Origin of the sequence: Exiguobacterium sp. CH10 (genome assembly GCF_018617635.1) — a bacterium.
In the GTDB taxonomy this organism is placed as follows: Bacteria; Bacillota; Bacilli; order Exiguobacteriales; family Exiguobacteriaceae; genus Exiguobacterium; species Exiguobacterium aestuarii_A.
Genome location: NZ_JACSKO010000002.1, coordinates 532,974 through 559,277, shown reverse-complemented (window position 1 = coordinate 559,277; position 26,304 = coordinate 532,974). Strand labels below are relative to the sequence as shown.

Sequence of the window (26,304 nt, the reverse complement as noted above, 5' to 3'; positions counted from 1 at the left end):
TATGAATCATTTATTACTTATTCACACAGGCGGTACAATCGCCATGTCCCAATCTGGTACAGGACACGTCGAACCGAGCGATGTGAACCCAATCGATGCTACACTTCCGAAGGCGACGGACATCGCTCACATTACAACGAAGCATTTCTCGAATATCCCATCTCCGCATATGACGCCCGATAAAATGCTTGAACTAGCTCACTTCATTCAACATGAGTTGACGCAGGATACGTATGACGGAGTCGTCATCACGCATGGAACGGATACGTTAGAAGAAACGGCTTACTTCTTGCAGATTACGCTCGGTGCGCCCGTACCAATCGTATTGACAGGAGCGATGCGTTCCTCGAACGAGGTCGGTTCAGACGGGGAATTCAATTTAATCACTGCTCTTCGGGTCGCAAAGAGCGAATCAGCTCGCGGAAAAGGAGTACTCGTCGTGTTCAACGGAGAGATTCATTCGGCCTTCAATGTCACAAAAACGCATACGTCATCCGTCGATACGTTCAAGTCGGTTCATTTCGGAAACGTGGGTATGGTCACTAAGGATCACGTACTCATCTATAGTCAACCGGCAACGAGACAGCCTAAAATGATTCCGTCTATCTCAAAACGGGTAGCTGTGTTAAAAGTCGTTGCGGGAATGGAGCCTGATTTGCTCGAATCGGTGATGGAGCTTGGATACGACGGACTCGTCCTCGAAGTGTTAGGACAAGGAAATGTACCACCGACACTTTTGCCGGCGCTCGAGCGCTTGGTCAAGGAGATCCCCGTTGTGATTGTCAGCCGTTGCTTTAACGGGATCGTCCAAGACGTATACGGATATGCCGGTGGCGGGAAACAATTGAAAGAGATGGGGATCATTTTCTCGAACGGGTTAAATTCGCAAAAAGCTCGCCTTCGTTTACTCGTGGAACTCGAATCCGGCTCTTCTCAATCCGTCATGGAGCATAGCTTTAGTTTCCAGCAATAACCTTGCGCTTCCGCATTCCCTTCCCTACAATGAGCAAAGAGGTGATTTTCAGTGAATAAACAAGCGATTATTGTGGGTGCTGGACCATGCGGTCTATCAGCGGCCATCGAGTTAGAGAAGATTGGGGTTTCTTGTACGGTAATTGAACGAGGAAATATCGTTGATGCAATCTATCGATATCCGACCCATCAAACGTTCTTTTCATCTGCAAACCTGTTAGAGATCGGGGACATCCCGTTTATATGTAAAGATTTAAAGCCACGTCGACAAGATGCACTCGTCTATTATCGGGAAGTCGTCACCCGTACCGGATTGAACGTCCATCCGTTCGAGACCGTGGAATCAGTCGAGAAAATCGACGATCGGTTCGTCGTGACGTCTAGACACGAGCGCCGTGGGGAAATCGTTCGCGAGGCGGATTATGTGATTTTAGCCACAGGATACTATGGACGTCCTCGCATGCTCGATGTGCCTGGTGAAGAGTTACCACATGTCCACCATTATTTCCACGAGGCCCATCCGTACTATCGACAACACGTCACCATCATCGGTGGAAAGAACTCAGCTGTCGATGCGGCGATTGAACTCGAAAAGGCTGGAGCATACGTGACGGTGCTTTATCGCGGTGACTCCTACAGTCCTTCGGTGAAGCCATGGGTTCTCCCTAACTTCGACTCACTCGTCCGACATGAGAAAGTTCGGATGGAATTTGAAGCGACAATCGATCGCATTACCGAAGATGGTGTCTATTATCACCAACATGGGGAAGAGAAGCACGTGTATGCCGATCACGTCCTCGCGATGACAGGGTATCAACCAGACCATCACCTTTTTGAAAATGCGGGAATCACGATCGATGAGGAGAGCGGTGTTCCGACGTTTGATGAGGAAACGTTTGAAACGAATGTCGAGCATTTGTTCATCGCTGGCGTTGTCGCTGCCGGCAACGATGCGAATAAGATATTTATCGAGAACGGTCGCTTCCACGGAAAAGCCATCGCAAACACAATCGCAAATCGTATTCAAGTATAAAAAAGTTCGGTCAACACGAGTTGACCGAACTTTTTTTAAACCCAACCGCGGAAACGTGATGCTTCCGCCATCTTACGTACACCGACCATATAGGCAGCGAGACGCATATCGACTTTGCGGGCTGAAGATGTGTTGTAAACGGTGTTGAACGAATGAACGAGTACTTTTTCAAGTTTTTCCTCGACTTCTTCTTCCGTCCAATAGTAACCTTGGTTGTTTTGTACCCATTCGAAGTAAGAAACCGTGACCCCACCACTTGATGCCAATACGTCTGGCACGAGGAGAATTCCGCGCTCTGTCAAGATTTTCGTCGCTTCGTTCGTCGTCGGGCCGTTCGCCGCTTCCACTACGATGGATGCTTTAATGGCATCGGCGTTATCTTCCGTGATTTGATTCTCGATGGCAGCTGGCACGAGAATGTCACAGTCGAGTTCTAACATTTCTTTATTTGAGATGGTGTTTTTGAAGAGCGTCGAGATTGTACCGAATGAATCACGACGGTCTAACAAGTAAGGGATATCTAAGCCATTTTCGTCATGGATTGCACCGTAAGCGTCGCTTACCGCAATCACTTTTGCTCCTGCGTCGTACATGAATTTCGAAAGGAAGCTACCCGCGTTCCCGAATCCTTGAACAACGACACGGGCGCCTTTTAGTTCGATCCCACGGCGGAGTGCCGCTTCTCGAATCATGATGGCTACACCTTTCGCAGTCGCAGTTTCACGGCCGTGCGAACCGCCAAGCACAAGCGGTTTACCCGTAATAAAGCCTGGTGAGTTGAATTCATCGATTCGGCTATACTCATCCATCATCCATGCCATGATTTGCGAGTTCGTGAACACGTCCGGAGCAGGGATATCTTTTGTCGGTCCTACAATTTGGCTAATGGCACGCACATAACCGCGGCTCAATCGTTCGATTTCACGGAAACTCATTTCACGTGGGTCACAGACGATTCCGCCTTTCCCCCCACCATATGGCAAGTCAACAATCCCCGCCTTTAAACTCATCCATACAGATAATGCTTTTACTTCTACTTCAGTTACGCTCGGGTGGAACCGAATTCCCCCTTTTGTCGGTCCGACCGCATCGTTATGTTGAGCGCGATAACCCGTAAAGATTTTTGTCGAGCCATCATCCATGCGAACTGGGATCCGAACGGTCAGCATGCGAAGCGGTTCTTTTAACAACTCGTACATCTCATCTGGATAGCCGAGTTTATCTAAAGCTTCGTGAATTACCTCTTGTGTCGATTCCAAGATGTTTTTTCGTTTTTGATGACCTTTTTCTTGATCCGTAATCATGAAGGTTTCCTCCCCTAAATTGTCAATTCTCCCCCAAGAATTAACCTCGTATTCGTTTAAAAGTATAGCTGATACACGCTCAATTTGAAAGGGTTTTACAAAAATAATGAAAGCGTTTTCTTGAAGTGTGGAATGATCCAGATAACTTACTTCGACTCGCGTTCGAGTGCTAGCTCCATAAAGCGTTCTAAAAGCTCGCCATACGAAATTCCGACTGTTTTCGCACTGTCCGGGAAAAGACTCAACGGCGTCATTCCAGGCAGCGTGTTCGTTTCTAAAATATACGCTTCTCCCGTTTCCGATACGAGGAAATCAGAACGTGAGTACCCTGAGCAACCGAGCGCACGGTGAGCCATGACAGCCGCTTGTTGCACTTCCGTCGTCACCTCATCCGAGATTTCGGCTGGACAAACATGAATCGAACCACCCTCTGTATACTTCGACTCATAGTCGTAAAACTCATTTTTTGGAATGATTTCAATGACAGGAAGTGCTTCTTCTTTCCCAAAGTTCCCGATGACCGGTACCGTCAATTCTTTTCCTTTAATGTACTGCTCGACTAATACCGCTGAATCACATGCAAATGCTCGATCAATTCCCGCACGTAACATCGACTCGTCCATCGCGATCGTCAAACCGTTCGAAGAACCTTCTTGGGCAGGCTTGACGACACACGGAAACTCATTTCCCCACTCAGCTACTTTCGCATCAATCGAATCCACAGATTCAATTAACACGTCGCGCGCCACACGGATGCCTGATGCTGCGAAGATGATTTTTGCTCTTGCCTTATCCATCGCAAGAGCAGATGCTAGGACACCTGACCCCGTGTACGGGATTCCCGCCATTTCTAGTAATGATTGGACGCGACCATCTTCGCCATACTTCCCGTGTAATGCGCTGACGACGACATCGACATCTAACGTCAATATCTCGTTCGCGCGTTCTGGATGAAAATCGATTGCCGTGACCTCATGACCACGCTCCGTCAATGCCTCAATCATCCCTTGTCCACTTGTGAGGGATACCTCACGTTCTCCTGACACTCCACCATACAATACAGCGACCTTCATTCCAATCTCTCCTTCAACTAACTACTGAAAATTCATGTCTAATCATAACACGGACATGTCAAAAACAATAGAAACAGAAAAGTAAAAAAGCCGTACTTATGCGAATGCATCGTACAGCTCTTTCACAGCCTGTTCAGTTTGAATCGTTTTTCCATATTCCATCATGACGTACGGACTGACCGTGGTCGTCTTTCCATATTCGGATAAAATGGCAGCGAGACGTTCTTCCACTTTCTCAGGTAGTACTTCCACGAAGTGGAGATAGTACCGTCCCTCATAGTGATAAAGTGCTCCGCCCTGCTCAGTCTCATGTATATGTGGAAACAGTTGAATCGACGCGTTAATCACATCTTCAATATCATCAAACTGATAAATCAAATGATGAATGACATCAATTGTGAGTCGAATCTCAACTTGCTCGACATCAAGCTCTGCTATGGCCTCACCTTTTTGAACATCGATGACGAGACCATCACGAGGAAACATCGTCACATTCAAATCGACCGCTCCTTGTGGAGAGAATCCGTATTCACTCTCTGCTGTCTCAAGTAATTCTTTCCACAGCTGTTGACCGTTTTCCCCCACGATCGTATCGATAGCGATCCCACGTAACGAAAGCTCATTCGCAGTCACATATACACGAAGATGTTCTTTTGTTTGTTTTTCAAATCTCAATCGAAAACCTCCAGTGAATATTCAATCCTACTAATAAGCTACTCCCGTTTTAATCCCGTGTCAAATAGTTGATAACCATTTCGTCCACTCTTCTGGCGTATCGCCAAGAAATGCATCATCGAACTGACTACGTTCGAGGCTGACCGCGTATCCACCCGCCCCAATCTTTAATGTGGGATGCTCTTCTTGAATATATTCCATCGCCTCTAACAAGCTCGGGATATGGTCCGTCAATGTGCATGCGAAAATAAGGCACGATGTCTTGATGTCGTGCAGAGCCTTGCTTAAATCTTCTTTCGGGAAGCCCGCTCCTAAAAAGATGACGTCGTACCCATGTTGACGCAAATAAAGTGTGACGAACAGCAATCCGATTTCATGCATCTCACCCGGTGCACAGACACAAGTGACTCGTGGAAGAAACGGGTTCATCGGCATTTGAAGTGACAACGTAGAAAGACGTGCTCGTAAAAACGCCGTGGCGAAGTGCTCGTGGGCAATCGTAATCGTTCCTTGCTCCCACTTTGAACCAATATCCATCAGTAACGGTCCAATGATATCTTTTGTCACCTTTTCAAAACTGAACGTATTAAACGCACGATTAATTAGATCATGCGCGGTCCGCTCATCGAAAGAAAGCAGTGCCTGAAGCAAAGCATCCTTCAACTCTTCATCGTAAAGCTTCGCAGACGTCGGTTCTGGTTCAGGAGCTTGGTGGAGTTGTTGAATTGCTTGAGAGACCGTCAATCCCTCTTTTTGCTTGTCTACCACCCACTTAATTTTCTCGACATCTTGATCTGAATATAGGCGGTGACCTGATTCGGTTCGGCTCGGTACGATAAATTGATATCGCCGTTCCCAAGCTCGAATGGTCGTTGGATTGACACCGGTCAACGTCGCCACAGTCTTAATGGAGTATTTCGGCATCTCCGCCCTCCTCTCCTATTCGTTCTATGATATAAGTATATCCTCAATTGAAAAGGTTTACCCCTTTTATTGTGCAATCGAGTATTTTCCCAAAATAAAAAAAGGCACGGACCATGTCCGCACCCTTTTTAAAAAATGGCATCTCGCCCGATATATATGAAAATGAGAATAATCGCTAACATGGCGAAGGTTAGAGTCATCGCCAACGGGCGCTTCATCAAGTTATCATTCAACTTCCTCTTCCGTTCATGCTCTTGCCTCTCCGATCGAGACGGCAACGTATCCGCCAACTGCTCGCGTAAAGAATCTGCCTGATTCCGATGTCGCAACGTATGCCCTCCTTTACCTTTTTTATCATTTTACTATGATATTATTCAAAGGAAAAGATTTGCGTCAACCGTATTTTCCATTCTGTCACATTTTTTCGAACGATTTGCGGTGTCTCAGGGAACTCAATCGTCCCACACACATCACAACATTCCTCTTGTTCGATTGTCGGCTCCGAAAAATAGCGGAGTAAATAGTCGCGTCGGCATGTTCGGATGAGTGCATAATCCATCATCTGACCGAGTTGACGATAACGATCACGCTTTCTCTCTTTTACCCAATCGAGCGCCTCTTGAAGCGAGCGTTCAGACAGCATCTGCTTCAAAAGAAGGAATTTCGGGTCTTCTTCGTTCATTCTTAATAAACGGGGTAATTGCGAAAGTTTCGTGCCATTCTCACACTCAAAGTATGCTAAGCGGATCTCTTCGTCTTTTGGATATTGACCGTCAATTAAAAACTGCTGAATGCGTTCATCCCCATCCGCATAAAGGAGAACAGCAAACGCCGCTGCTCCATCTCTACCTGCACGACCAATCTCCTGCATATATGCTTCCACCGTCGCAGGGATTTGATAGTGGATGACAGAGCGGACGTTGTCTTTGTTCACGCCCATCCCGAATGCACTCGTACACACCATGACCGACACTTCATTCCGTAAAAATTGAGATTGTACGAGCCGTCGGTCTTCCGTTGACATACCACCGTGATAAAACAACGCGTCCTCTAGTTCAAACGCCAATGCCTCGGCTTCCCGACGTGTCGCCGTATAGACGACTGCCGGTTTTGGAACATCTCGGACCAATTCTTTTAGCCGATCAAGTTTCTTCTCTTTTTCAAGTCGTTCGACCATCAATCGAATTTCTGGTCGATTCGCGGAATGGACGAACTGCTCAGGTGAAAAGAGTGCCAACTTTTCAATAATATCTTGCTTCACACTCTCCGGTGCCGTCGCCGTGACGGCCATGCACTGAGGACTCCCGATTTGTTTACGTAGTTCGCCTAAACGCGCATATTCCGGTCTGAACTCATGACCCCATTGTGAGATACAGTGCGCCTCGTCAATGACGAGCATTTGAATCTTCACGTTTGAGAGTGCGCGTGTAACGTACGGAACGGCCAACTGTTCGGGGGAGAGATATAAAAATCGATAACGTTTCAAGTGATTGATGATTTCTTGCTTTTCTTCAGAAGACTCCATCGACGTCAAACGTGCGACGCCACGTTCTCCCCGCTCTCGGATATGGAGCATTTGGTCTTCAATCAAGGAGAGGAGAGGCGAGACGATGACCGTCAATCCCCCGTTCTTGATGTACGAAGGGAGTTGAAACGTCAACGACTTCCCTGCCCCTGTCGGCATGACGGCTAATACATCTTGTCCCTCTACAACGGAGTGGATGATTTCATGCTGCCCAGGACGAAATGAATCATATCCGAACACGCGTTTCAATGTCGATTCATACAAATGTCTCACCTCGTTTCAACCTTGCGAACACAAGGCGTATTTGAAAGTAACTCACGTTGCCCATCTTTTCAAATATAGGTTTCAAAGCCCAGCTCTCTGGGTCTCGCAGTTTCTCGATGGTGACGATGTCGTCGCTCGGAACAAATTGATCGAGGGGAAAGATATCTAAATACATCGCCATCTCTACCACATGATCCTCAATCGTGCTCGTTCGTAGTCGGCGGCTCGATTGAACTTGTTGAAACGAATAGCCTTTGAGGAAGAGATCATACGATTCACGTGCTGAATAGGTCATACGTTCAGTCGATAGTCCGTACGTGAAACCCCGAAGCTTCGCCTCTTTCGGTAACACAGTTAACAGTTCATTCCATCCTGCTAAAAAATAGAGGCGAGCCGTCTCTGCATCGACATCAAGTAGACTGGCGATTTGTTCATAGGTCAGACCGGTCTCGAAGGCTCCCGTGAATCGATAGACGACCGCTGTCGCATATGGGTCCCCAATGATGTCAAGTGCATCCTCGATCTCATGATGGAATGTTTGCATAAGCACCTTCCAATCTCGATCGATCTGTAACAACTGTTTGACCCACTGTTCCGCAGGTCGATCGGCTTGAACGGGATAAAACGTCCTCTCATGTTCCCTAGACATGAATGTCTGGACAAAGAGGCTCAAACGTTTCCACGTCGTCGCATTATAATCACGGCGCTCTCCCCCTAAACGATTGAATAAATCCTTTACCGTTTCAGGTGAAGACAATAGGTTTCCCGCTTCTGTCAGTTTAAACTGTTTACGGTCCAGCCAACCCCGCTTTTCAAATCCTTTTAACAAAGATTCATATGAGTACGTCGTTTGAGGAAATTGACCAAAAACAGGCTCTAGCTCATAAAAGAACGCATCTTGTAACGTCGTTGCCGAGCGCTTTCCGTTCAAGACATGGAACAGGCTACGTTCACTCCGTTCCCCATTTAATCGCTTAATGGCCAGCAGTAAAACTCCATCTGCTAAATGAACCAAGTCGTCACATCCTTAAAAAAATCATTATCCTACCAAAAAGACACTCGTTTCCTCATTGAAATAATTGGGTATGTAGACTACAATTACTCGTAGACAGTAGATTGATTTCTAAGAGAAACGAACCGTTTGGAGGGTTATTATCATGGCAAAATTTACTATCGTCGATAAAGATACATGTATCGCATGCGGAGCTTGTGGCGCAGCGGCACCAGATATTTACGATTACGATGATGAAGGTCTCGCATTCAACTTGATGGATGACAACACAGGTACTGTGGAAATCCCTGATGAGTTGTACGAAGACATGATGGATGCATTCGAAGGGTGCCCGACCGATTCAATCAAAGTGGCAGACGAATCGTTCGATGGCGATGCATTAAAGTACGAATAAACTTGCAAAGACATATTGGTCAAATGACCGATATGTCTTTTTTATTCACTGCTCTATCCCACTCTAATCATGACAGCTCTAGCCAAGTATAACAAAAAAGGTTGTTTGGCTTAAGCACCAAACAACCTTTCCAAAATGGACATATGTCCTATTCTGGATTAACGTTTTCCTTTAATATATGGAATACCGACCGACTTCGGTGCATCTGCACGACCGACGAGTCCAGCGAGCGCAAGAATCGTGAGTGCGTAAGGTGCAATCAAAAGTAGAAGCTGCGGCACGTTATTGATGACAGGCAAGTTGCTTCCGATAATCGATAGCGCTTGGGCGAACCCGAAGAACAATCCAGCTCCGAGCGCTCCGAGCGGATTCCACTTCCCAAAGATCATTGCAGCAATCGCCAAGAACCCTTGACCAACGATTGTCGTTCCACTGAAGTTCGTCGTAACCGTGACGGCGTATACCGCTCCGGCAAGACCACCAAATGCACCAGAGAGCATGACGCCCATAAAGCGCATTTTTGTGACGTTGATCCCCATCGTGTCAGCGGCCATCGGGTGTTCTCCGACTGAACGAAGACGAAGTCCAAATGGTGTCTTGAAGATAACGAACCAGACGACAAACGCTAAAGCGATGGCAACGAATGACGTGTATTGCACGTTAATGAAGAACATTTTTAGAACAGGAATATCTGATAAAAATGGTACATTTTCTTTCGCAATACGGTACTCGATAAAGTCAGTTTGACCTTTGTTGTAAAGCACACGCACAACGAAGATGGCGAGACCAATCGCAAGCATGTTGATTGCTACTCCAAGAACTGTTTGGTCTGCACGCCATAGGATGGCCGGGACAGCCAAGAAGAGAGAGAATAGTGCACCGACTACCATCGCAACGAGCAAGGAGATCCATGGGCTAAATACACCGGCTCCTAAGTCTGTTAACGTGAGCGTCGTGATGATCCCTGTTGCGGCACCGATGATCATAATCCCTTCAAGGGCAATGTTGACGACACCAGAGCGTTCACTGAAAATCCCACCGAGTGCTGCGATAATGAGTGGAGTCGCATAGGCAAGTGCAACCGGTACGACGATATAGAGGACTTCTAAGAAGCTCATTTTTTCTCCACTCCTTTCTTACGATTTCCTTTAAGTTTCTCAATGACATAGTTGATGGCATAACCAGATGCCACAAAGATGACGATTGCTGCGATGATGACTTTGACAAGTTCAGACGGTACGTTCGCACCGAGCTGCATCGCCAATCCACCGATGTTCAATCCAGCAAATAGAATCGCTGCGAGAATGACACCGATTGCTGTGTTGGCACCAAGAAGGGCTACTGCGATCCCGTCAAAACCGACACCTGTGAACGATGCAGAGAGCGTCATACTACCGAACGTCCCGAGACCTTCCATCGCACCAGCGAGACCTGCAAACATCCCTGAGATAACAAACGAAAGGACGATGTTACGGTCAACGCTCATCCCCGCATATTGAGAGGCATGTTTGTTGAAACCGACTGCACGCAACTCATAACCGAGTGTCGTACGCTGAAGAATGTAGTAGTACACAATCGCCGCGAGTACTGCAACGAGGACACCCCAGTGAAGACGTGAGTACGTCGTCAACTCTTGCAACCAAGGTGATGCAAGCGATGCTGATTCATTGATTGAGTCAGTACGCTCGTTCGTCACACCGATGACGCTACGCAAAATCGCATTCGTCGTGTATAGCGCGATATAGTTCATCATGATGGATGTGATAACTTCGTGGACGTAAAACTTCGCTTTCAAGAATCCAGGAACGAAAGCCCAAAGTGCGGCCGCGACCATCGCTGCGAGAAGCGCAAGCGGTAAATGGATGAACATCGGCAAATCGAAGTTGATCCCTACATATACAGCTGCTACCCATCCGATTAATACTTGACCTTCTACCCCGATGTTGAATAACCCCGTCCGGAATGCGAAAGCAACCGCGAGACCCGAGAAGATAAGTGGTGCTGCTGCTCGTAGCGTCTCCCCGACGGCATATGGGCTTCCAAACATCCCTTCAAACAAGGAGATGAAGCCTTGAATCGGGTCGTATCCACCAATCAACATGACGATGGCTCCGACGAGAAGTCCTAAAATGATTGATAGGAATGGAATGAGAAGTTGATTTAAACTTAATTTTTTCATTCTTTGTCGTCCCCTCTCTGACCGCCGGCCATCAAGAAACCAAGCTCTTGTTCCGTCGTCTCTTTCGGATCACGAATTCCTACGATTTTTCCTTCATAAAGAACGGCGATGCGGTCGGATACGTGTAAAATCTCATCAAGTTCGAACGAAATGAGCAAGACGGCACGGCCCTTTTCACGTTCTTTAACGAGTTGTTCGTGAATAAATTCAATCGCACCGACATCAAGACCGCGCGTCGGCTGTGCTGCGATGAGTAAATCAGGTGAACGATCGACCTCACGGGCAATGATTGCTTTCTGTTGGTTACCACCAGAAAGGGCACGAGCCGGGACATCGATGGATGGAGTTCGGACGTCAAACTTCTCAATCAACGCCTTCGCTTTCTCTGCCACAGCTTTATAATTCATGAGTCCTCGTTTCGAGAATGGTTCTTTATAATAAGTTTGAAGAACCATGTTGTCACGAATCGAGTAGTCAAGGACGAGACCATGTTTATGACGGTCCTGTGGAATGTGTCCGATTCCAGCTTCCGTCATTTTACGTGGCGTATGCCCCGTCACATCTTTTCCATTGAGCAAAACTTTACCCGACTCCGGTTTCTTGAGCCCAGAGATCGCTTCAATCAGTTCCGTCTGACCGTTACCGTCAATTCCGGCAATACCAAGCACTTCTCCAGCACGAATCTGAAGGTCTAATCCTTCAACGACTTTCAAACCACGACTGTCTTTGACGACAAGCCCTTGAACGTCGAGAACGACTTGTTGCGGGTCGGCTTTCGAATACTCTGCATCGAAATTAACTTCACGCCCGACCATCATTTCAGCAAGACTATCTTCGTTAACCGTCTCGTCCACTTCAACGGTACCGATATAACGTCCGCGGCGAATGACCGTGCATCGGTCTGCGACTTGCATAATTTCCTTCAGCTTGTGCGTAATCAAGATGATCGACTTACCTTCAGCAATCAGACGTTTCATAATTTGGATAAGTTCTTGAATCTCTTGTGGTGTCAACACTGCCGTCGGTTCATCGAAGATCAAAATATCCGCCCCACGATAGAGCGTCTTCAAGATTTCTACACGCTGTTGCATGCCAACTGAAATATCTTCAATCTTCGCGTCTGGATCAATCTTAAGTCCATACTGTTCTGAAATATCCATGACCTTTTTACGGGCTGTCGCACGGTCTATCGTCACACCGCTCTTTGGCTCAAGTCCAAGGATGATGTTCTCAGTGACTGTGAATTTTTCAACAAGCATAAAGTGCTGGTGGACCATCCCGATCCCAAGTTCGTTGGCGATGTTCGGGTTTTCAATATCCACTTTTTTTCCGTGCACACGAATCTCCCCGCCTTCAGGCTGATAGAGACCGAATAACACGTTCATGAGCGTCGACTTCCCCGCCCCGTTCTCTCCGAGAAGCGCATGGATTTCTCCTTTGCGCAATTGGAGTGTGATATTGTCGTTCGCAACGAACGTACCGAACTCTTTGCGAATATTTAGCATTTCAATTACATATTCCAAGGAAGTTCACCCCTAACTTTAAGTAAAGGGAGACCACATGGGTCCCCCCTTCACTCAAATGAATTATTTTACGTTTTTCATGAACTCTTCGAACTCAGCGTCAGTTGCTGGTGCAGTGAGTTCTCCGTCAACCAATTGTGTACGGTATTCTTCAACTTTATCGAGAATCTCTTGTGAAACGTGCTTGTCAGAAGTTTCTGCGATTCCGACACCGTCATCTTTCAAACCGAACTCGATGATTTCGCCGCCTGGGAATTCTCCGTCCATCGTCTGTTTCGATACATCATAAGTAGCTGTATCTACACGTTTGACCATTGAAGTCAACGTAACGTCTTCTGGAAGACCTTCTTCGTACTGGTCACGGTCAACCCCGATTACCCAAACTTCTTCGCCGTTCTTCTTACGGTTTTTCGCTTCTGTGAATACCCCTACACCTGTACCACCAGCTGCGTGATAGATGATGTCCGATCCAGAACCGTACATACCTGAAGCGATTGCTGTTCCTTTTTCAGCTGAGTTGAAGTCTTCTGCATACTTCACGTCGATTGTTGCTTCTGGGTTAACAGCCATGACACCCGCTTTAAATCCATTTTCAAACTTCTTGATCAAGTCTGACTCTACTCCACCGATGAAACCGACTTTATCAGTTGTCGTTGTGAGACCGGCAATGACACCAACGAGGAATGAACCTTCTTGCTCTTTGAACGTGATTGAAGCAACGTTCGGAGCGTCAACAACCATATCAACGATTGCGAAGTTGTTGTCAGGGAACTGCTCAGCAACTTTTTGTACGTCTTCAGCCATTAAGAAGCCGATACCGTAGATCAAGTTGAAGTTGTCACGAGCCAATTGTTGCAAGTTTGGCTGGTAGTCCGCTTGTTTAGCTGATTGAAGATATTTGTATCCTTCGTTTTCAGTCAAGTTGTTGTCTGAACCGAATTTCGTGAGACCTTCCCAAGCAGATTGGTTGAATGATTTGTCATCAACACCACCAGTATCTGTAACCATTGCTACTTTGAAGTCGCCGCCCTCGCCGCCTTCGCCGTTTGAAGATGAGCCGCCTTCGTTGTCATCTCCACCGCATGCTGCGAGTACTGTAGAGAGTGTGAGTCCTGCTGCTAAAGCTGAGAGAATCGTTTTCTTTTTGTTCATCATCGTCGTGTTTCCCCTTTCGGTTCATAACAAATTTTGTTGTCATGTTATCAGTAGTCTTTACACCGGTATAAGAAAGCGCTTTCACGCTATTCCCCAAAAATAACTCTTCCGTCAAAAAACTGTTCGGTTACACTCGTTTACGTACGACGTGGAAGTCGAATCGATCAGCTCGGAAAAAGTTGGCTGAATCGAGCAATGGTAAATCACTCTCATCGTAATGCAATTGTTTTAAAGCGAGTAACGGTTGGTCCGTCTGAAGTTGTGACGAAATTTCAGAGCTGACACTCGGTTCGATGTGCGTGATCGCGTATGCGACTCGACGTCCTACCTCTTTTTCGAGAGAGTCAAACAGAGACTTCCCTTCAGTCAATGCCTCAGGATTTGAGACGAGATGGGCCGGCACTTTGTCGACACAATAAACGACCGGTGTGTCATCCGCATATCGAATTCGAACAATCCGATAAATCGGTGAGTTCGGCTCAATCTTGAGACGCTCGGCTTCTCTCTCTGTTGCCAACACTTTCTCGGCCACCAATACTTTCGTTCCTGGTGTCATTTTTGCACGTGTGATCATATCAGTGACACTGAACAACTCTTCAATCCCTGACGTGAATGGCGGTTTAGAACTGATAAATGTCCCTACTCCATGTTTTCGCACGACAAATTTCTCATCTTCGAGAATTCTTAGCGCTTCCCGAAGTGTCGCTCGACTTACTCCAAGTTGCTTTGAAAGCTCGAATTCTGAAGGTAACTTCTCACCTTCACGATAGACACCAGCGTCGATATCTTGCTTAATTTTCTCAATCACTCGAAGATAGAGCAATCGATGATCGAGCTTAATCGACATTGGCCTCACCACCTTTAATTTACTTACCAGTGCTCAGACATCTGACGTATGAATGTCCTTGCCAATATTAAGTATAGGGATTCGAGAATTAGAACGCAATAGTTTTTGTTCGGAATCAAGGAAATATTTTAAAAAACCATCTCCAACCGTACCTCTGAGTCCATTTTACCCATTTTAATCCGGTTTGAAAAACTTCTGTAAAATGTAAACGTTATTAAAAGATGTAAGCGTTTCAGCAGTTTTTAAAAGTATGTACTAATAAAAGATATAGGACATATGTGCTATATTACATTTATATTATAGCGAACCTCTCTGATTTGCGCGAATATTTCCATATCGTATAAAAAGGAATAAAAAACGAACGATTGTTTGTCGGTATATACAATCGTTCGCTTTTTAATTTATTCATCTTGTTCGTGAATTAATACTTTCCGTGGTTTCGAACCTTCTGATGGACCTACATATCCCGCCTCTTCAAGCGAGTCAATCAGGCGCGCTGCCCGGTTATAACCAATTCGAAATCTTCGTTGAATCATCGAGGTCGAAGCCGTTTCCTGAGTAACAATGAATTGAATGACTTCTCCGAACAATGAATCGTCCGAGTCAATCGTCGTCACTTCTTCTTCTTTCGGCATCATCGCTTCTACATACTGTGCACGTTGCTGAGCGATGACGTGATTGACGACTGTTTCGACTTCTTGATCGGAGACGAACGCCCCTTGGACACGTACCGGTTTGTTCATCCCGTTTGCAAGCATAAGCATGTCGCCACGCCCAAGCAGTTTTTCTGCTCCTCCTCCGTCCAAGATTGTACGGGAATCGGTTTGTGATGAGACCGCAAATGCGATGCGAGACGGGATGTTTGCTTTAATGACCCCTGTAATGACGTCAACCGACGGACGTTGTGTCGCCAGTACCATATGAATCCCTGCGGCCCGTGCCATTTGCGCGAGTCGCATGATGGCGTCCTCAACGTCATTTGAAGCAACCATCATCAAATCTGCCAACTCATCGACAATGACGACGATGAACGGTAGACGTTTTGCATCCTCATCATCGGACTTGTCCACCAGTTCATTGTATCCTTCAATGTTACGGACACCATATCGACTGAATAGCTCATATCGTCTTTCCATCTCGGCGACGACTTGTTTCAATGCCTGAGCCGCCTTTTTCGGGTCTGTGACAACCGGCGTCAACAGATGCGGCACACCATTATAAACATTGAGTTCGACCATTTTCGGATCAATCATCATGAGTCGAACCTCATCCGGTCGAGAACGCATCAAGATGGATACAATCATCCCGTTGATACAGACTGATTTACCGGAACCTGTCGATCCGGCCACGAGTAAGTGTGGCATTTTGTTTAGTGAGATGCCGACAGTCTCCCCACTGATACTTCGTCCGAGTGCGACGAGTAGCTTTGAATCGTCCTGTTTCACCGGATCTGCTTCAAGCACTTCTCGTAAACAAACTGGAGCGACTTCCTGGTTCGGTACCTCGATTCCAATCGCCGCCTTGCCCGGAATCGGTGCCTCGATTCGGATATCTTTCGCGGCAAGCGCAAGTGCGAGATCATCGCTAAGCGACGTGATGCGACTGACTTTCACACCGATGTCCGGCTGTAACTCATACTTCGTGACTGTCGGACCAAGGTGAATTTTTAAAACTTTCACCCCTACACCAAAAGATTTTAATGTCTTCACTAGTTTAGCGGCATTCTCTTTCAAACGCGCATTTTCGCCAGATAAATCAGTGATCACCGGTTCCTTCAGATTAGTGAATGGTGGTAGCTCATATGTGTCTGAGACATCTTGCGCCGCGGTCATCATCATTTCCTCGGTCGAGATAGATCCATCTGTTTCCGAAGACGGCTCCGTTTTCGTTTCCTCTTTTTTCTCCGCGACAACCTTCTCACTGAATCCGACGATTGGGATGTCATTCATCGTGACCACATCTGATTCTGACTCCATCTCTAAATCAGCTTCCGCCAGCAACGGCTCAGACGATGGTTTTCGCGACCGTTTCGGTTCTTGTTTTTGCTTGTTGTCTTGTTTTTTCTCTGTTTTCGGTCTCGATTGCCATTCTTTTTTCACGGCCATTACGGATTCCTCTAGACGATGATAGATTGTTCCCCAAATCGTTGGCACATAGAGGGAGACACCGAGGATAAAACAGACGATGCCTAAAAAGATGAGACCAAAATCAGAAAATAAGTATTGGTTTAAGCCATAAAGTGCACCGTTGACCCCACCGCGCTCATTTCCCCAAAGTAAATCTCCAAACAGTAGAAATGAGGCGGTCATACTGAGCAGTCCTGCTCGCTCCATCGGCTTCATCGATTTTAATACAATCCATAACAGGATGGCGACCATCAAATAGGTGAGCGCACCCCAGCCACCAAACAGGTATTCGGACAAGTCAGATAGCTGCCGACCAATCCATCCGAAATCGAATAAGGAAAATACGAATGCGACGATGGAAAGAACGAAAATCCCCCATCCATATGTACGTGGCGCAATCGGTTGTTTTTTCCGTTTTCTCGTGTTTCGCGTTGCTGGTCGCTTCCGCTTCACGGGTGTCTTTCTCGTTTTTTGAGCCACTTTTAGTTCCTCCTAAAAAAAGAAGGCAAAAGTCAGATGACTTTTGCCTCACTCTCATTCCATTAAATCTCCATGATGATCGGCAAGATCATCGGACGACGTTTCGTCTGCTCGAATAAGAAGACGCTAAGTCGCTCGCGGATATTTGATTTCAATTCGGTCCAATCACTGCCAGCTTGCAGACTCTTTTCAATCTGTTTCGTGACAATACGGTTTGCCTCTGAAATCATTTCTTCCGATTCGCGCATATACACGAATCCACGTGAGATGAGTTCAGGTCCTGAAATCAATTTCTTCTGTTTCCGATTCAATGTGACCACGCAAAGCACGACCCCATCTTGTGACAACAAACGACGGTCTCGTAAGACGATGTTCCCGACGTCACCGACGCCGATTCCATCAATCAATACGTTACCCGCAGGAACTTTTCGGCTCATCCGGGCTTTTCGACCAGTGAACTCGACGACATCTCCTTTTTCGACGATGAAGATATTGTTCGGTTTGACACCTACTTGTTCAGCGAGTTTCGAGTGTGCCATTTGCATCCGGTATTCCCCGTGAATCGGTAAGAAGTATTTCGGTTTGACGAGGTTGAGCATTAACTTCAACTCTTCCGCCGACCCGTGTCCGGATACGTGAACTTTACGTTGGTTGTAAATGACGTTTGCCCCAGAACGGAACAATAGGTCAATCGTTTTCGAAACTGACTTTTCATTCCCTGGAATCGGTGTCGCCGCAATAACGACTGTGTCATTCAAACGAATGTTCACTTGCTTATGCGCGTTACGTGCCATACGTGTCAACGCAGCCATCGGCTCTCCTTGAGACCCAGTCGTCAAGATGACGACTTTGTTATCAGGAAGACGATTTACTTGAGACAACTCGACGAGTGTCTTCGCTTTGAAACGTAAGTAGTTTAATTTTTGTGCGACTTCGACGATATTGACCATACTGCGGCCAACGACCGCGACTTTACGGTCATTCGCTTCTGCAGCTGCAAAAACTTGTTGTAAGCGATGGACGTTCGAAGCGAATGACGCTACGATGACACGACCTTCGGCTTGATAAATCACATCGTTCAATTCAGCACCGACAATCGATTCTGAACCAGTCTGACCCGGACGCTCTGCGTTTGTCGAATCAGAAAGTAACGCGAGAACACCGCGCTGTCCAATCGCTGCTAATTTATTGAAATCGGATTGTTTCCCATCGACTGGCGTATAATCAAACTTGAAATCTCCGGTATGGACGATCGCACCTTGAGATGTTTGAATACAAACACCGACACAGTCGGGAATCGAGTGATTGACGCGGAAGAACGTGACGAGATGATCAGCGATAGTCAATTTCGTTTTGGCATCAATCATGCGAAGGTCGACTTCTTTCAATAAACCGGCCTCTTTTAATTTCAGTTCAATTAACCCGAGAGTCAATTTTGTCCCGTATACCGGAACGTGTTTTAAATCGCGTAAGACGTAGCTGAGTCCACCAATGTGGTCTTCGTGACCGTGTGTGATGAAAATCGCTCGGACGCGATCTTTGTTTTCTTTTAAATAAGTGATGTCTGGGATGACGATATCAATCCCGAGCATCTCATCGCCTGGAAACATGAGACCGGCATCGATGACGAAGATGTCGTCGTCTAGCTCCACGACGTACATGTTCTTTCCGATTTCGCCTACGCCTCCAAGCGCAAAGACGCTAATATTCTCTGTCTTCTTTTTTGACACTAACAAAAACCTCCTAAATGTTTCATATTCTGTTTCGTCCCTTATCGCTACTGAATATTGTATCGGAAAACGGCTTCATTGCCAACATTTCCGTTCAATCTAGTAGAGGTTTTAGAGTATCGGCAAGCGGTGCGACCGCTTCTTTGTCCGGGCGTTTCCCTGCGTCAAGTTGTCGGATAGACAAGCCAAAGTCCATCTGGAGGTGCGGATAGTCAGGGAATGAGTTCCAGTCGCCTCCCCATTCGAAACCAAGTGCCTTTCCTAATTCTCCGAGTTCTTGCCAGTCTGGTACGTCGTTGCGATTACGGTCCGTGCTTAAATTATAGTCCGTTTTGTTGTCATGGATGATGACAAAGTCGACTGCAAGTCCATAATTATGATAGCTTTGACCCGCTTTTGCGTTCGTCACGACTTGTCCGGGTTCAGACCGACCTTGTGCATATAAAGCGTTCTGTTCTTTTGCTGAACGATACCCTGACGTCAATCGAACTTCGAGATCGAGACAAGAATGTGCCAAGCGCACGAAGGTCGCTCCCCGTTCCGCGACTTGTGGATGTAGGCGGTCGAAGTCAATATTGGTTCTTGCCAATATCGTATTCTCAGTCTCTACGTCCCGCACACACATGTCCGCTTCAAAGGTCGGCTCATCAACCCACGGCACAGGTTCTGGTTGCATATAAAAATAAGCAAGCGTAATTCCAATCAAGAAGGCGACCATCGCAAGTGATAACACGCCGGTCCACCTCATCTTCTTAACCGTTTACGCAGTCCTTTAAGGATTGGTAATCCTTTTTCGAGTGCCATATATAGTGGACGATTCAAGACGAGGTCGAACTCTCCGACTTTCTCAATCATGTCACTTCCCCATCCGGACTTGAAGGCATAGAGACCCGCGTATTCATCGTCTGGATCGGTGCTGCCTGAGACACCGCCGAAGTCATATCGTTCAGCTCCGCTCTCTTTCGCCGCTTGCATCATCGTCCACTGCATCAAATGGTTCGGCATGAACTCACGGAACTCATTCGATGAGGCACCATATAAGTAATACGAACGTCGTCCTGCAAGTGTTAATAATCCACCTGACAACACGAGTCCATCCGGATAAGTCTTGTTCAGTTCGATGAGCTCAGGTAACGCCTGCTCAGCTTTTTGAATTTGTGCCACCGTCTGTTCTTTGCGGTTAAGAAGGCTTGTCCGTTTCTTTTCGACCGTTTCCTTCTCTAACCCACGTTCAATCTTTTCCAACTCTTTTTTTGCTTTTTCAAGCGTCGCTTGTTGCTGATCAAGTGCAATTTTCGGTTCAAGCTTTGTCAAAAAGAGTCGCGCATCGTTCGGTTGGAGACAATCATATAGATTCTCAAAATAATCGAGGCCGCGAATGGCGAACCCGTCACGCTCTCCTGTCACTTTCATCAGGTCGGCAAACGTTTTTAATCCGTCTCGCCCGACTTCTTTACAGACGATTCCTTTCTTCTCTGCTAAACGTACGTTATAGCGGAATTTATGATGGAATTTCGCAAAGATTTCTTTTTCACTCGGTCGTAAATCTGTCTCCATCGTGAAACGAGGTTGTGCATAGTCAAAGCCACCCCCGAACCCTTTATGATGGAATCCGACGGCTTCCATTTCTGTTAAGAGGCCCGGCATCTCATCGCGGTCGATGTTTGGATCGATTTTGACGACAATCGCCTTGTGATTCGCAGCGACTCGCTTCGCTTCTTTTACAAGTGCCTGGAGAGACGCCACGTCATCATAATCCACCACAAATCCGCGTGGAGCATAACATAACGTATACGGTAACTTCGGCACGCGCTTAAATAACAGTAACGCCACGCCAGTCGTCAAACCGTCACGGGCAACCGCAACGCGCTCCGACGTCCATCCGTTCTGTCGTTTTACATCTCCCCAACTTGATAGTTGTAATAAATCACCACGATCATGTGCTTTGACGAAGTCGTCATGTTCTTTTTCTGTCAACGTAACTGGTTGTACTGCCATAAATCATGCTTCCTCCGTATTCAAAATGGTCGATCGGACAATCGCCTCTTCGTCGAGTGGCAATTTCTCGTTTCCGATAATTTGATATTTTTCGTGCCCTTTCCCTGCTAACACGATAATATTATCCGGTTTGGCTAAAGTTGCTGCGTATCGGACTGCTTCTTCTCGGTCGCCGATTTCCACATAGTTGTCATGCGTCATTCCGGCCGCAATCCCTTTCGTGATAGATTCATACGCTTCGAAACGTGGGTCGTCGGTCGTAATAATGACCGTCCCAGCGTAAGTCGACGCCATTTCTCCCATTGCTGGACGCTTCGTCACGTCACGGTTTCCGCCCGTACCGATTAAAAAGACAATCTTCTCTTTTGGTACGCCGACGAGCGATTTCAAACATTGTTCGATGCCGTCGGGTGTATGGGCATAGTCTGCGTATACGTTGTACCCCGGTACGTCTAGGCGCTGCATACGCCCTTTGGCCGGATGAATCATTTCAATTGCTTTAGCGATTTGCTCCAATGAGTATCCTGCTGCGAGGAGACAGCCTGTCGCGAGCAACAAATTATACACGTTGAAACGACCGATAAACTGTACGGTCACCGGTAGGCGTTTGCCTTGATAGTTCAACACAAAGCTCGTTTGAGACAACGTCTGTTCAATCTCTGACGCCATCAAATCAGCCATTGTGTCGATTCCATACGTCAACACTTTAGCGCCTGTCATTGTTTCATAGAGAGCGCTTTGTGCATCATCTGCATTCAAGACGGCTACTTTCCCCCGTGATGCCATTTGACCGAGTTGAGCGAACAACAATCCCTTTGCGCGGGCATAGTTTTCGAACGTTCCATGGAAATCGAGATGATCGTGCGTCAAATTCGTGAATCCGACGATATCAAAATCCGTTCCGATGACACGACCGAGCTCGAGACCGTGCGAAGATACTTCCATCATGACATCTGTCACACCTTCATCACGCATTTGTGCCAACAGTTGTTGAAGTTCCGAGCTTTGTGGTGTCGTATTTTTGCTCGGTACAACTTTGTCGTTGATTCGCACTTCGACGGTGCCGATCAGGCCAGTCGAGTGTCCGAGAACGTCAAGGACATCCCGTAAAATCGTGGTCGTTGTCGTTTTACCATTCGTTCCAGTGATCCCGAACAGTCGCATCTGTTCAGAAGGATACGCATAAAACGCTGAAGCCAAAAGTCCGACCGAGCGAGAACTGTCACGCACAATCAAGTTTGGAACGGAAAGTTCGAGCGGTCGTTCACTGACAACCGCTACTGCCCCTCGTTCCACAGCTTGAGTCGCATATTCATGTCCATCGACCGTATAGCCTTTAATGGCGACAAACAACGTCCCCGGGACAACTTCCCGAGAATCGGTTGTCACGTGAGTCACCACGATGCCTTCAAGATTTGGTTGGTTAATTAGTTGTATCGTCTTCACTAAGTCCGTTAAGTTCAAGTCTTTCCCTTCTTTCACCTGTATCCTATCCAAACTAAAGAATACCTCTTAATCAGTGTAGAGAACTTACAATTCGGTTTCAAGTCACGCTTCGTTTGGGAGGACATATGACTTCGCTGGCTGATGGTTCAACACTTCACGAATCAACGCATTGACCTTATCACGCTTGATTTTCTCCACTTTTTGAATCACCTGTTCAATCGGCTCCACTTCATCAAGTAGTAACAAGTTCCGACCATTCCGATTCATCCGAGCACTCGAGCTTTCATTCCCGAGAACGAGCGAACCTTTCAATTGGCGTTTCCCTTTATCGACTTCTTCATCCGTCAATCCTTCTTCTAACAAACGCTTCAATTCTCTTTCTAGAATGACTTCGACTTGATTCAACGTGTCTGGAGATGTTCCGACATAGATGGTAAACGTCCCATGATCGGCGAACGTCGTATAGTACGAGTAAATCGAGTAGGCCAGTCCTTCTTCTTCACGAATCGATTGAAATAACCGTGAGGACATCGTTGCACCGATGGCGTTGTTCATCAGTGCCAAGTGCGGTAAACGATCATCCGTTGCCGAGATGGCTTCATAGTTCCAACAGAGATGTGCTTGCTCTGTCTCCTTACGTTTCGTCAACGTATCATGGAACAGTTCTGGTTGATTGAGTTCTTTCGACGATTCCCTAGAAGGGATGTTGGCAAACCTACGCTTCACTGCCTCCATCAACTCTTCAGAGACATGTCCTGCGATGGAGACGACGATTTCTTCTGCCACATACCGTTCTTGTAAATAATCGACGAGTTGGTCGCGTGTCAATCGATTGACGCTCTCCTCCGTTCCAAGGATTGGTTGTGCGAGAATATCGTCACGGTATGCCGCAACTGCCAATAGTTCATGTACGAGGTCTTCAGGAGTATCCTCATACATTTTGATTTCTTCCACGACGACTCGCTTCTCTTTTTCAAGTTCTGTCTCATCGAGTACCGAATCAAACAACATATCCGTCAAGACATCGAGCGCCATGACCGCATGTTCGTCGAGCGTCTTCACGTAAAAACAAGTATGGTCTTTTGAGGTGAAGGCATTGACGCTTCCACCAAGTTCATCGAAAAAGGAAGCGATTTCTTTCGCGTTTTTCGTCGATGTTCCTTTAAATAACATATGTTCAATCAAATGACTGATTCCGATGTTTTCAAATGACTCTGTTCGTGTCCCAGCTTTAATAAAGACACCTGTTGACGTACTGCGAGAACCTTCAATCGGTTCGATGATGACGCGGATACCATTTTGTAGTGTCATCCATTCCATATTCTCACTCCTATGAAAAAGGCCATCGCACCAAGACGATGGCCAGAATAATTAATTTGTCGAGCGCGGTGGACGACGGTCCCCGTCACGACGTGGCGGACGGCCTTCACGAGGTGGACGGCTTTCACGTGCAGCCTTCCGTTTCGCTTCATACGCTTCACGCTCTTCAGGAGATAAGCCTTCTAAGATGAGCGCTTTATGCGACGCGTTGACACGACCTTTATCATCGATTTCCGTGACTTTGACTTGAATCGTATCACCGAGCTTCACAACGTCTTCAACGTTTGCGACACGCTCGAGACTGAATTCTGAAACGTGTACGAGTGCATCTTTTCCTTTGAAGAGTTCGACGAACGCGCCGAACTTCTCGATGCGGCGTACCGTTGCATCAAATACTTCACCGACGACGACTTCGCGAACGATGTCCCCAATCATCTTCATGGCAAGATCAATGCCTTCTTGGTCTGTCGAGGCGATGAACACCGTACCATCTTGTTCGATGTCAATCTTGACACCTGTTTGGTCGATGATGCTGTTGATCATCTTACCACCTGGTCCAATCACATCACGGATCTTATCCGGATTGATTGTCATCGTCACGATTTTCGGTGCATATTTCGACAATTGTGTACGTGGTGTTTCTAATGTTTCAAGCATATGGTCAAGGATGTGTAGACGACCGACACGTGCCTGCTCAAGCGCTTCTTCTAAGATTTCACGCGTGATTCCAGCAATCTTGATATCCATTTGAAGGGCTGTAATCCCATCTTTCGTTCCGGCAACTTTGAAGTCCATGTCACCGAGGTGGTCTTCGAGTCCTTGAATATCTGTCAAGACCGTGTAGTGCTCCCCTTCCATGATAAGACCCATGGCAATCCCAGCGACCGGCGCTTTGATTGGTACACCTGCATCCATCAATGCAAGCGTCGAGCCACAGATTGAAGCTTGTGAACTTGAACCGTTTGATTCAAGTACTTCCGAGACGAGACGAATCGTATACGGGAAGTCTGCTTCTTTCGGAATGATTGGCAAGAGTGCGCGCTCACCGAGTGCCCCGTGACCGATCTCACGACGACCTGGTGCACGGACTGGACGTGCTTCACCGACCGAGAACGGCGGGAAGTTATAGTGGTGCATGAAGCGCTTGTTCTCTTCTAAGCCGATTCCGTCAATGATTTGCGCATCACCTATGACACCGAGTGTTGCGACCGACATGACTTGTGTTTGACCACGTGTGAAGAGACCGACACCGTGCGCGCGTGGAAGCAATCCGACTTCTGATGCGAGCGGACGGATGACATCTGGGCGACGACCGTCAGGACGGACTTTGTCGACCGTGATCAAGCGACGGACTTCATCTTTGACGAATTTGTTCAAAATGCCCGAAACTTCTCCAAGTTTTGATGGCTCATCAGCAAGGCGCTCTTCATACATCGCCACGTATTTCGCAATCACTTCATTGATGGCTTCATCGCGAGCATGTTTCTCTTCCACTTGAACCGCTTCAACGATTTCAGGACGAGCTTCTTCAAGCTCTGCTGTGAGTGCCTCATCGTATTTCGAGACCGTATATTCAAACTTCGGTTTGCCGACTGCATCAACGATTTCTTGTTGGAACGCAATCAAACGCTTGATCTCTTCATGCCCAAACAAGATTGACTCGAGCATGACATCTTCTGGCACTTCATTCGCGCCAGCTTCAACCATGTTGATGGCAGTCGATGTACCTGCAACTTGAAGTTCAAGATCCGTTTTCTCCATTTGAGCTGTCGTTGGGTTGACGACGAATTCACCATCAACACGGCCGACCGTCACACCTGCGATTGGACCATCGAATGGTACATCTGAAATCGAGAGTGCGATTGACGTTCCGAGCATTCCTGCCATTTCAGCCGAGCAGTCTGGATCGTTCGACATGACGTAAATCATGACTTGAATGTCATGACGGAATCCATCTGGGAAGAGTGGACGAATCGGACGGTCGATGAGACGTGATGTCAAAATCGCATTTTCCCCTGGACGTCCTTCACGGCGAAGGAATCCTCCTGGAATTTTACCTACCGAGTAAAGTTTTTCCTCATAGTTGACCGTCAATGGGAAAAAGTCTAAATCTTTTGGTGCTTTTGAAGCCGTTACTGTCGCAAGGACGACCGTGTCACCATAGCGAACGAGCGCCGATCCGTTTGCTTGCTTCGCAAGTTGACCGACCTCTACAGACAATGGGCGTCCGCCCCACTCTGTAGAGAATACTTGTTTCGTACCTAACATGTACATTCTCCTCTCAAACCTTATCTAGTTTATTATGTAACTCTATCTTACGAATG

The 26,304-nt window shown here is 47.0% G+C and carries 22 protein-coding genes; 3 read left to right on the top strand and 19 right to left on the bottom strand.

What is annotated here, in order from left to right; genetic code table 11:
* Position 1: 1 nt before the first annotated feature.
* Positions 2 to 973 carry an asparaginase gene (locus KNP04_RS09640; RefSeq protein ID WP_214875528.1) on the top strand — a complete coding sequence of 324 codons (972 nt, stop codon included), beginning with the start codon at positions 2 to 4 and terminating at the stop codon, positions 971 to 973.
* A gap of 51 nt (positions 974 to 1,024) precedes the next feature.
* Complete coding sequence (locus tag KNP04_RS09635; protein ID WP_214875526.1) at positions 1,025 to 2,005, top strand: YpdA family putative bacillithiol disulfide reductase; 981 nt, start codon at positions 1,025 to 1,027, stop codon at positions 2,003 to 2,005.
* 35 nt (positions 2,006 to 2,040) lie between these two features.
* On the opposite strand, the gene KNP04_RS09630 is transcribed toward KNP04_RS09635, so the two are convergent.
* The 7 genes from KNP04_RS09630 to KNP04_RS09600 form a co-directional block, all read right to left on the bottom strand.
* Positions 2,041 to 3,309, bottom strand: a complete 1,269-nt coding sequence (locus tag KNP04_RS09630) for a Glu/Leu/Phe/Val family dehydrogenase (RefSeq protein ID WP_015881453.1) — start codon at positions 3,307 to 3,309, stop codon at positions 2,041 to 2,043.
* A gap of 146 nt (positions 3,310 to 3,455) precedes the next feature.
* Complete coding sequence (locus KNP04_RS09625) at positions 3,456 to 4,382, bottom strand: D-alanine--D-alanine ligase (protein ID WP_214875524.1); 927 nt, start codon at positions 4,380 to 4,382, stop codon at positions 3,456 to 3,458.
* A gap of 96 nt (positions 4,383 to 4,478) precedes the next feature.
* On the bottom strand, positions 4,479 to 5,057 hold the full coding sequence (locus tag KNP04_RS09620) for an adaptor protein MecA (RefSeq protein ID WP_074034646.1): 579 nt from the start codon (positions 5,055 to 5,057) through the stop codon (positions 4,479 to 4,481).
* Positions 5,058 to 5,117: 60 nt separating this feature from the next.
* On the bottom strand, positions 5,118 to 5,981 hold the full coding sequence (locus KNP04_RS09615; protein WP_214875522.1) for a MerR family transcriptional regulator: 864 nt from the start codon (positions 5,979 to 5,981) through the stop codon (positions 5,118 to 5,120).
* A gap of 128 nt (positions 5,982 to 6,109) precedes the next feature.
* Positions 6,110 to 6,310 (bottom strand): hypothetical protein, encoded by a 201-nt coding sequence (locus KNP04_RS09610; protein ID WP_074034648.1) that lies wholly within the window; start codon positions 6,308 to 6,310, stop codon positions 6,110 to 6,112.
* A 41-nt stretch (positions 6,311 to 6,351) separates the two neighbouring features.
* A complete protein-coding gene (locus KNP04_RS09605) occupies positions 6,352 to 7,779 on the bottom strand; it encodes a RecQ family ATP-dependent DNA helicase (protein ID WP_353047921.1) in 1,428 nt (475 codons plus the stop codon).
* Complete coding sequence (locus KNP04_RS09600) at positions 7,763 to 8,785, bottom strand: YpbB family protein (RefSeq protein ID WP_214875520.1); 1,023 nt, start codon at positions 8,783 to 8,785, stop codon at positions 7,763 to 7,765. Before KNP04_RS09600 ends, KNP04_RS09605 begins: the two co-directional genes overlap by 17 nt.
* 142 nt (positions 8,786 to 8,927) lie before the next feature.
* Here KNP04_RS09600 and KNP04_RS09595 point away from each other — a divergent pair, with 142 nt between their 5' ends.
* Positions 8,928 to 9,176, top strand: a complete 249-nt coding sequence (locus KNP04_RS09595) for a ferredoxin (protein WP_074034651.1) — start codon at positions 8,928 to 8,930, stop codon at positions 9,174 to 9,176.
* Positions 9,177 to 9,334: 158 nt separating this feature from the next.
* Here the strand turns inward: KNP04_RS09595 and KNP04_RS09590 are convergent, their stop codons facing one another.
* The 12 genes from KNP04_RS09590 to pnp form a co-directional block, all read right to left on the bottom strand.
* A complete protein-coding gene (locus KNP04_RS09590) occupies positions 9,335 to 10,294 on the bottom strand; it encodes an ABC transporter permease (RefSeq protein ID WP_074034652.1) in 960 nt (319 codons plus the stop codon).
* A complete protein-coding gene (locus KNP04_RS09585) occupies positions 10,291 to 11,355 on the bottom strand; it encodes an ABC transporter permease (RefSeq protein ID WP_214691853.1) in 1,065 nt (354 codons plus the stop codon). Before KNP04_RS09585 ends, KNP04_RS09590 begins: the two co-directional genes overlap by 4 nt.
* A complete protein-coding gene (locus tag KNP04_RS09580) occupies positions 11,352 to 12,878 on the bottom strand; it encodes an ABC transporter ATP-binding protein (protein ID WP_214745406.1) in 1,527 nt (508 codons plus the stop codon). Before KNP04_RS09580 ends, KNP04_RS09585 begins: the two co-directional genes overlap by 4 nt.
* 63 nt (positions 12,879 to 12,941) lie before the next feature.
* On the bottom strand, positions 12,942 to 14,030 hold the full coding sequence (locus tag KNP04_RS09575) for a BMP family lipoprotein (RefSeq protein WP_214875518.1): 1,089 nt from the start codon (positions 14,028 to 14,030) through the stop codon (positions 12,942 to 12,944).
* Between the two features lie 130 nt (positions 14,031 to 14,160).
* Positions 14,161 to 14,880 (bottom strand): GntR family transcriptional regulator, encoded by a 720-nt coding sequence (locus KNP04_RS09570; protein WP_074034655.1) that lies wholly within the window; start codon positions 14,878 to 14,880, stop codon positions 14,161 to 14,163.
* Between the two features lie 401 nt (positions 14,881 to 15,281).
* Positions 15,282 to 17,486, bottom strand: a complete 2,205-nt coding sequence (locus tag KNP04_RS09565; RefSeq protein WP_214875516.1) for an FtsK/SpoIIIE family DNA translocase — start codon at positions 17,484 to 17,486, stop codon at positions 15,282 to 15,284.
* A 62-nt stretch (positions 17,487 to 17,548) separates the two neighbouring features.
* Positions 17,549 to 19,216: a ribonuclease J gene (locus KNP04_RS09560; protein ID WP_074034657.1), complete on the bottom strand. Its 1,668-nt coding sequence runs from the start codon at positions 19,214 to 19,216 to the stop codon at positions 17,549 to 17,551.
* 94 nt (positions 19,217 to 19,310) lie between these two features.
* The gene (locus KNP04_RS09555; RefSeq protein ID WP_214875514.1) at positions 19,311 to 19,964 is read right to left on the bottom strand and encodes a M15 family metallopeptidase; all 654 of its coding nucleotides are present in this window, start codon (positions 19,962 to 19,964) and stop codon (positions 19,311 to 19,313) included.
* A complete protein-coding gene (locus KNP04_RS09550) occupies positions 19,961 to 21,214 on the bottom strand; it encodes a lipid II:glycine glycyltransferase FemX (RefSeq protein ID WP_214875512.1) in 1,254 nt (417 codons plus the stop codon). Before KNP04_RS09550 ends, KNP04_RS09555 begins: the two co-directional genes overlap by 4 nt.
* A 3-nt stretch (positions 21,215 to 21,217) precedes the next feature.
* Positions 21,218 to 22,696: a UDP-N-acetylmuramoyl-L-alanyl-D-glutamate--2,6-diaminopimelate ligase gene (locus tag KNP04_RS09545; RefSeq protein WP_214875510.1), complete on the bottom strand. Its 1,479-nt coding sequence runs from the start codon at positions 22,694 to 22,696 to the stop codon at positions 21,218 to 21,220.
* A gap of 66 nt (positions 22,697 to 22,762) precedes the next feature.
* Entirely contained in the window at positions 22,763 to 23,980 is a 1,218-nt protein-coding gene (locus tag KNP04_RS09540) for a M16 family metallopeptidase (protein WP_214875508.1), read from the bottom strand.
* A 51-nt stretch (positions 23,981 to 24,031) separates the two neighbouring features.
* Positions 24,032 to 26,248 (bottom strand): polyribonucleotide nucleotidyltransferase, encoded by a 2,217-nt coding sequence (gene pnp / locus KNP04_RS09535; RefSeq protein WP_214875506.1) that lies wholly within the window; start codon positions 26,246 to 26,248, stop codon positions 24,032 to 24,034.
* Between the last annotated feature and the right edge of the window lie 56 nt (positions 26,249 to 26,304).

What these genes read in the sequence shown, in the direction of transcription:
- KNP04_RS09640 (WP_214875528.1), top strand. Translation starts at nt 2, where the DNA reads ATGAATCATTTATTACTTATTCACACAGGCGGTACAATCGCCATGTCC.
- KNP04_RS09630 (WP_015881453.1), bottom strand. Translation starts at nt 3,309, where the DNA reads ATGATTACGGATCAAGAAAAAGGTCATCAAAAACGAAAAAACATCTTG.
- KNP04_RS09625 (WP_214875524.1), bottom strand. Translation starts at nt 4,382, where the DNA reads ATGAAGGTCGCTGTATTGTATGGTGGAGTGTCAGGAGAACGTGAGGTA.
- KNP04_RS09615 (WP_214875522.1), bottom strand. Translation starts at nt 5,981, where the DNA reads ATGCCGAAATACTCCATTAAGACTGTGGCGACGTTGACCGGTGTCAAT.
- KNP04_RS09595 (WP_074034651.1), top strand. Translation starts at nt 8,928, where the DNA reads ATGGCAAAATTTACTATCGTCGATAAAGATACATGTATCGCATGCGGA.
- KNP04_RS09590 (WP_074034652.1), bottom strand. Translation starts at nt 10,294, where the DNA reads ATGAGCTTCTTAGAAGTCCTCTATATCGTCGTACCGGTTGCACTTGCC.
- KNP04_RS09585 (WP_214691853.1), bottom strand. Translation starts at nt 11,355, where the DNA reads ATGAAAAAATTAAGTTTAAATCAACTTCTCATTCCATTCCTATCAATC.
- KNP04_RS09575 (WP_214875518.1), bottom strand. Translation starts at nt 14,030, where the DNA reads ATGAACAAAAAGAAAACGATTCTCTCAGCTTTAGCAGCAGGACTCACA.
- KNP04_RS09570 (WP_074034655.1), bottom strand. Translation starts at nt 14,880, where the DNA reads ATGTCGATTAAGCTCGATCATCGATTGCTCTATCTTCGAGTGATTGAG.
- KNP04_RS09555 (WP_214875514.1), bottom strand. Translation starts at nt 19,964, where the DNA reads ATGAGGTGGACCGGCGTGTTATCACTTGCGATGGTCGCCTTCTTGATT.
- KNP04_RS09550 (WP_214875512.1), bottom strand. Translation starts at nt 21,214, where the DNA reads ATGGCAGTACAACCAGTTACGTTGACAGAAAAAGAACATGACGACTTC.
- KNP04_RS09540 (WP_214875508.1), bottom strand. Translation starts at nt 23,980, where the DNA reads ATGGAATGGATGACACTACAAAATGGTATCCGCGTCATCATCGAACCG.
- pnp (WP_214875506.1), bottom strand. Translation starts at nt 26,248, where the DNA reads ATGTTAGGTACGAAACAAGTATTCTCTACAGAGTGGGGCGGACGCCCA.